Annotated in this window: 5 protein-coding genes; 1 reads left to right on the top strand and 4 read right to left on the bottom strand. The window is 35.0% G+C overall.

Going from position 1 to position 6681, the window contains the following annotated elements; all coding sequences use genetic code 11:
- Positions 1-7: 7 nt before the first annotated feature.
- Positions 8-1012 (bottom strand): IS701 family transposase, encoded by a 1005-nt coding sequence (locus OQ292_RS22925; RefSeq protein WP_284683585.1) that lies wholly within the window; start codon positions 1010-1012, stop codon positions 8-10.
- 188 nt (positions 1013-1200) lie between these two features.
- Here OQ292_RS22925 and OQ292_RS22920 point away from each other — a divergent pair, with 188 nt between their 5' ends.
- Positions 1201-2883 carry a carboxylesterase/lipase family protein gene (locus OQ292_RS22920; RefSeq protein WP_284686279.1) on the top strand — a complete coding sequence of 561 codons (1683 nt, stop codon included), beginning with the start codon at positions 1201-1203 and terminating at the stop codon, positions 2881-2883.
- Between the two features lie 55 nt (positions 2884-2938).
- On the opposite strand, the gene OQ292_RS22915 is transcribed toward OQ292_RS22920, so the two are convergent.
- The 3 genes from OQ292_RS22915 to OQ292_RS22905 all read right to left on the bottom strand — a co-directional run bounded on the left by OQ292_RS22915 (position 2939) and on the right by OQ292_RS22905 (position 6338).
- Positions 2939-4192 (bottom strand): alpha/beta hydrolase-fold protein, encoded by a 1254-nt coding sequence (locus OQ292_RS22915; RefSeq protein ID WP_284686278.1) that lies wholly within the window; start codon positions 4190-4192, stop codon positions 2939-2941.
- Between the two features lie 306 nt (positions 4193-4498).
- A complete protein-coding gene (locus OQ292_RS22910; protein WP_284686277.1) occupies positions 4499-4864 on the bottom strand; it encodes a hypothetical protein in 366 nt (121 codons plus the stop codon).
- 127 nt (positions 4865-4991) lie between these two features.
- Complete coding sequence (locus OQ292_RS22905) at positions 4992-6338, bottom strand: cytochrome-c peroxidase (RefSeq protein ID WP_284686276.1); 1347 nt, start codon at positions 6336-6338, stop codon at positions 4992-4994.
- Between the last annotated feature and the right edge of the window lie 343 nt (positions 6339-6681).

Here is a 6681-nt window from a genome sequence, read left to right as displayed (position 1 = left end):
TTAGGACTTACGCATTTAAGTTAAAAATGATAATAGGATTAGCAAGAATCTGTTTAAGATAGTTGCTGAACGGAAGTACTTTGATTTGATAGAGTGTTGTTTTCAACTGTTTTGCAAGGAGTTTCAGCCCTATCCAAGCCTGGTAGCAGCAAGCTAGATGGTTCCTCTGGGAGATTGCCTTTCGGCATTGGCACTTCTCAGAGCCTGTAAGCTGTTTGTATTCCCTGTGGAACTGCTCAATCTGCCATCTGATCTGGGATTCGTTTTCGGCCTCAAATACATTCATCCTGTCCGATAGATCATTTGTGATCACCCATTCAATGTCCCCGTTTAGGGAGACTATCTTGAATAATTTGACGGGGTAAGGGTATTTTTTGAGTTTGACCTGTACGCCTTCCAGCAGTTGCCTACCGGAAAGCTCGACTGTGCCCACAGCCTGCATCCCTGTGTCTCTGGATAGGCTGACTTGGCGGTTGCTCTTCAGGGTAGTGAAGAATGTCCAGCCGCTTCTGTGCACAAGCTTAAGGTTGTCCATGGAAGCATACCAGCTGTCAAAAAGTATCTTTTTGGCTTTCAGGTCTTTACGCATGGTCATTCGGGTGAACATCTCCTGGAAATGGTCATTCTTGGTCTTCTTATCCGTTTCTGGGTGGTAGATTCGGTAATCGATAGGATAGTAATCCCCATCAATGCCATTGCTGTGTACCATGTTTACCAGATTGATCCCATTGACTAGGCCATGCTCATTGCCTGAGTACTGCCTTTTGGCCAATTCTATATACCGGGAATACCTCTTTGCCTGAACACTGTCATCGACAAGGATAAATGAGTCTGGGCTATCTTGGAGATGGCCCTTGACAATATCCCACAGGTCGGAAGAGGTAAATTTAGAATGGGCTAGAAAACGTGTGACTTGGTCATGACTGACATCCATAGAATGGGCTGCCATGTGGGTACAGGTATAATTCCCGTGAGTATGGAGAAGATATGATATGTACAGAGATTTATCCATATAAATTAGTATTAAAAAAAACAATCTCTCAAATTTTGAGCATTTTTGCTAGAGAAATTTAATATTGCGTAAGTCCTAATTATATTAAGTATGCTTTTAATAGTCGATGTGCAAGACCTAAAGCATATATGCAAAAACTAGATCTCTAATTATTTAAATTTTGAAAATGAAATTTTAACTATCAAATTATGAAAACCAACAGAAGAAATTTTTTTCATACTATTACTGCTGGTGTAGCAGGTTTAGGTATAACAGCAGCTTCTCCGATTCCAAGTTTTATTAAAAACAAGCCTTCCAACGAAGCAGGAGATGAGCAATTATTATTTATAGGAGATGATATTGCAATTGCCAAAACAGTATATGGCAAAGTACAAGGATTTAAGCTAAGAGATATTTTACAGTTTAGAGGCATTCCTTATGGTGCAGATACGAGTGGGAAAAATAGATTTATGCCACCTCAAAAACCAGAACCTTGGACAGATACAAAACCGGCTTTATGGTGGGGTAATACAGCTCCTCAGCAAATGGAAAATCGCTATGCAAATGCGCATTACTCTTTTGCAGATCATTGGAATTACGATGATGTGAGTGAAGATTGCCTCAAATTAAATGTTTGGACTCCTTCAATAGCTGATAGTAAAAAAAGACCTGTGTTAGTTTGGTTACATGGTGGGGGTTACAGAAATGGTAATGGCATTGAGCAAGATGGTTATGATGGAGAAAACCTAAGTAGAAAAGGTGATATAGTATTTGTTTCTATTAATCATAGATTAGGCCCAATTGGTTTTACTGATCTTTCTGCAGTTGGTGGAGAAAAATTTAAGCACTCTGGCAATGTGGGAGCATTAGATATGGTAGCTGCACTTGTGTGGGTAAAAGAAAATATTGAAAACTTTGGTGGTGATCCTGCTAATGTGACGATTATGGGTCAGTCTGGAGGTGGAGCTAAAGTATGTATTTTGGGAGCTATGCCTCAAACTAAAGGATTGTTTCATAAAATGGTGCCTTTAAGTGGTTCTACCACCCAAGCCATAGATCAATCTTACTCTCAAAAGTTGGGAGAATATGTATTGAGGGAAGCTGGTTTAAGTCCGGCAGAGATGAATAAGTTGCAAGAAATGCCTTGGCAAAGATATCTAGACGTATCTTATAAGGCAGAAGCTAAACTTAGAGAAGAAACAGGTGGTGAAAGTATGTTTAGAGGTGGATTTGGGCCAGTAGCAGATGGTATCAATCTGCCAAGAGAAGTATTTTTCTCAGATAATGGTGGAACGGCAACAGATGTACCAATGCTAATTTGCAGTACTTTTCACGAATGGGGAATGTCTAGAACTAGTCCCGAAATGGAAAACATTTCAGAAGAAAAGGCCATTGACTTCTTAAAAGAAAGAGCTGGTTTTATGGGTGGACTAGGAGAAAAAGCTCCGGAAGTATATCAGGCGTACGCCAATATTTTTCCAGATGCAAAGCCAATTGAAATTATGACTTTAGTCTCTAGTAATAGAAATGGTGTTGTAAATACTGCCAATGCCAAACTACAGCAAAACGCACCAGTTTATGTAGCTTGGTTTGGTTGGGAACCTAATTTGTATAATGGTCGTATGCGTGCTTTCCATTGCTTAGATATTTGTTTCTGGTTTAACAATACAGATTTAATGCTTACTCACACAGGTGGAGGAGCTAGACCGAGAAAATTAGCAGATAAGATGTCTAGTTCATTGATTCAGTTTATGAAAACGGGCAATCCTAATGGAGGTGGTTTACCTGAATGGGATAAGTACACAGCCAAAGAAGGTGAAGTAATGGTCTTAAATGATGAATGCGAGTTAATGAACGATCCAGATCGCGAAGCCAGAGCGACTTGGCAATAAGTGATATTCAACTATAATCTACCTTCCTGATGATTTAATTATTGGGAAGGTAATATCATTTTTCGATTAAATACATCAAACCGTCTTCAAAAGCTTCTGATATAACTGTGAGGTGTGAAGCATTAGGATATAGTTTTGTTGAGAGGCTTGTCGTCTTCTTTTTCAAAACTTTATCTAACCGCTTTGTGTCTTTATCGTTGTCGTGTATTTGGCCACTTGCAAGATATATTTTCTGGGTAATCGGGTTATCATATAATTTCAATTTCTTTAATACAGATTTATCTTGCCAAATTGCCGGACTAGAAATAATTAAATTTTCATAGTTGATATTTTCTTTTGACAGCAAATAAGCTAGAAATAATCCTCCATAGCTATGTCCGTGCAGCGTAAATTGATTTGAGATTGAATAGTTCTTTTCCAAATAAGATATTAATTGCGTGTTGAGAAAACCTGCATATTGTTTCCCATTGCCAGATTCCATACTATTCACTTTGTTAGGTAAAAAATCACGGTTTCTGTTATTTCCTCTTCCAATAATTGTAGTGCCATAGCCTACACCAACAATCAAACTTTTTGACATTTTTCCTTCATCTATTAACTTCTGAGCAGTATTTAATAATTCAGTATAGTTAAAGTCTGCATCTAGAATTACAATTACAGGTAGTTTGTCTTTCGATTTATTATCAGGTGAAAAAATAGAGATTTCATATTCAAATGAAGTGTTTTTATCGGTTAAATGATCAATAAAAATGGCTGATTCATTTATTGGTTTTAAGTTGTTTGTATAAGACTTACCTTCATCAATTATTGATTTCTCTATGTGCCTGTTGATGAAATTAACTCCATTGCAAAAGCCAAGATATAAATCGTTATATCTCAGTTTAGAAGGATAGAAATTGCTTTCCAATTGTTTAGATTCACTTATGTATTCAATCAATTCTTTATTTAAAATATCGAATCTCGATTTATTTAGTTCAGGTTCATCAATATAAATAATTTTACCCGCTCCTGAACTCAGGTAAATACCAGTATTTTTTTTGTCAAACTGAAAGTTTTTAAAGCCCTCATTCAATGTTAAAACTGGACTACAGATTACATAATTAGAAAATTGAAAGCCAGTATTTTGAGTAAGCAACCATGTTAAAAACAAAGCACTATAATGATGACCCACTATAGAAATGTTGGATTGATTTACATTTAACTCATTAATAATGTAAGGGATAATTTCTTGCTCTAATACTTTTTTAAATTCATGAGCTTTTCCAGAATTTGGGAAACCATTAACAGCAGTAGGAGTAAAGTCCTTCATAAACAAAGTATCGTTTATGGGATTGGGCAAATAACCGATACCTATTATATATTAGTAAAAGTTCTATGATAGTAATTGGCATCTAATAGTAAAATGGCCGAGCTCTTTTCTGTTTTTGAAATCTTTGAAGGACTACGAATGTATAATTGATAAGTCCCATCATTAATTTCAGACTGAAAATTTACTATTTTTAGATTTGAGGTTTCCGTTAAACCAAAAGCAATATCATTTGAAAAAATTAAAAAGTAGATTAAAAAAATGTACTTCATTTACTGATTTGTTGTAGCGACTTTGCTAATTTAAATTTTAGTCTTCTTTTATATAGGTTATTTTCTCATTTTCGAATCCAAAACATTCAACTTGGCTAAAATCAATCAATAACTTATCTCTATCTATTTGAAATTGATGTTTGGTTGGATAAACTAGCACAAACATTTTTCCATTATATCCGATTTGAAGTGAATCTTTCAATATTTGATAAATATAATGATCGTAATCCATCGTCTTGCTGGATTTATAGAAATCAATTTCAGTTGTAAATTGAATTGTATCACTTTTGTCTACTGAAATCCAAGTGCCCAAAAGGTCTTCATGAGTAATTGTAATTTCATCTTCGGAGCAGCCTGCAATTAATAAAAGTGTAGAAAAACTAATAGCTATAATTCTTTTCATATCGTACAGATCTATTTCTATTACGGTACAAATCGAATTGATGCTGCAAGCATTTTTGTATTACGAGTGTATCTCAATGAGATATAATGATAGAAAAAATGCCCTAAACTTTAGGGCATTTATAAAATTAAAAACTTAGATCAACTTGAGATTGGCTGTCGTTATTTGGGAAATTTAAATTAGATGGTAAATGATCTGGTAAGTATCGAAGCAAACTTGGATCATACAAGCCGTTTTCAATAAAATCTGTCAATTGATCAATTTCTTCTTCATTAAGCTCAAGTGGTACAAATTCTAATGCTAATTGAGTGTTTGGCACATTAGTGTTTTCTATAACAGCTTCGTTTTTATATGTTACAACTTCTTTTACAGTATTAAATGTGCCACCATGACCGTAAAATGGTGAATCTTTTAGGTTGTATAATTGAGGAACTTTAAACTTATAATCATCTTCAGAATTACCAGTAAAACTTGCTCTTCCTTTGTGAGCAGGATCGTCTACTGTAAATCTAAATACATTATCTCCAGTTAAATCGCCCATACCAAGTGCATAAAATTCCATACTATTAAGCGCAGGACCATTATGGCAAGAAACACAATTTGCTTTACCAAAAAAGAGAATGGCGCCTAATTTTTGCTCTTGCGTTAAAGCGCTTTGTTCACCATTTAAATACCTTTGCCAAGGAGCTTCGTTTGCTAATAAAGTACGTTCATAAGCAGCCATTGCAAGACCAATCTGCTCTTTGCCATATCTTTTATTTTTATCAACTTCTGGAAATGCCTCATCGAACATAGCTTTATAATCTGTGTCCATTATCAATGAAGTATCTACACCTAAGCGGTGTACATCAAATCCGGCAATCGCTTGAGTTTCAACTCCTTCGAAACCTAGGTGATTAGCAAACTTTGGTGTGCCTTCTGTCCATTGAGCTTCAGTATCTTCATTTGGGCCAACAGCTCCAAACTGACCATTCCAAAGTTGCGCAACTTGATAAGCACTGTTTAAAGTAGAAGGTGAACGAACTGGCTGAACATCAATTTGTTCCGCATTCACATTGTTGTTCTGGCTTCTGCCTTCACCTGCAATGCCAAAGCCAATACCGCCATCGCCAATACCTTGTCTAATTCCTGCTTGAAATCCTGCCTGTGCATGGTGACAAGAAGCACAAGAATAAGTTCTTTTACCACCATCTGTAATAGCATTTAATGCTAAGCCTGTTTCGTGGTATAATAGTTTGCCAAGAGCTACTTTTTCTTCTGTTAATGGGTTTTTAGGATCTTGAGGAATGTTATCTAGATCAGTACTTGTTGGCAGTTTAAAATAAGATACTTCTCCATTTTCGGCAACTAGCTTTAATGTTTGTTCTAATTCTTGATCTACTTCTGCTTCCTTATCAATAACTTGATCGGGATCATTGTTACAAGAAATTAAACTGATTAGAAATACTGAAATTAAAAGGTAATTATGCTTCATAAGAAATTTAGTTGGTAATAGTGTCTCCTTGTTAGTATTAGTTTTATTAACCTGAAAAAGTTAAGTCATTACCTTCTATAGAATTTTGATGGGTATCTTAGTATCGGTTTGTTTCAGAACGGCTAAACAAAATGTTTAAAAATTAATAGTCAATTTTACATTTCAATTATTAACAACACTAGTACATATCTCATATTTGAAAGTTTAAATATAGATGTATGTATTTTTCTATAATTGAATAAATAACCATAGAAATTATTGATTTTTTAGCCTTATTAAGACTGATTATAAAGAAAAAATAGAATTTGCGATAGGTTTTTATAAAAATTAGTATTGCACTTTT

Source organism: Chondrinema litorale, from assembly GCF_026250525.1.
GTDB lineage: Bacteria > Bacteroidota > Bacteroidia > Cytophagales > Flammeovirgaceae > Chondrinema > Chondrinema litorale.
Note: the sequence above shows the minus strand (reverse complement) of the source record. Positions and strands in the feature narration are given on the sequence as shown.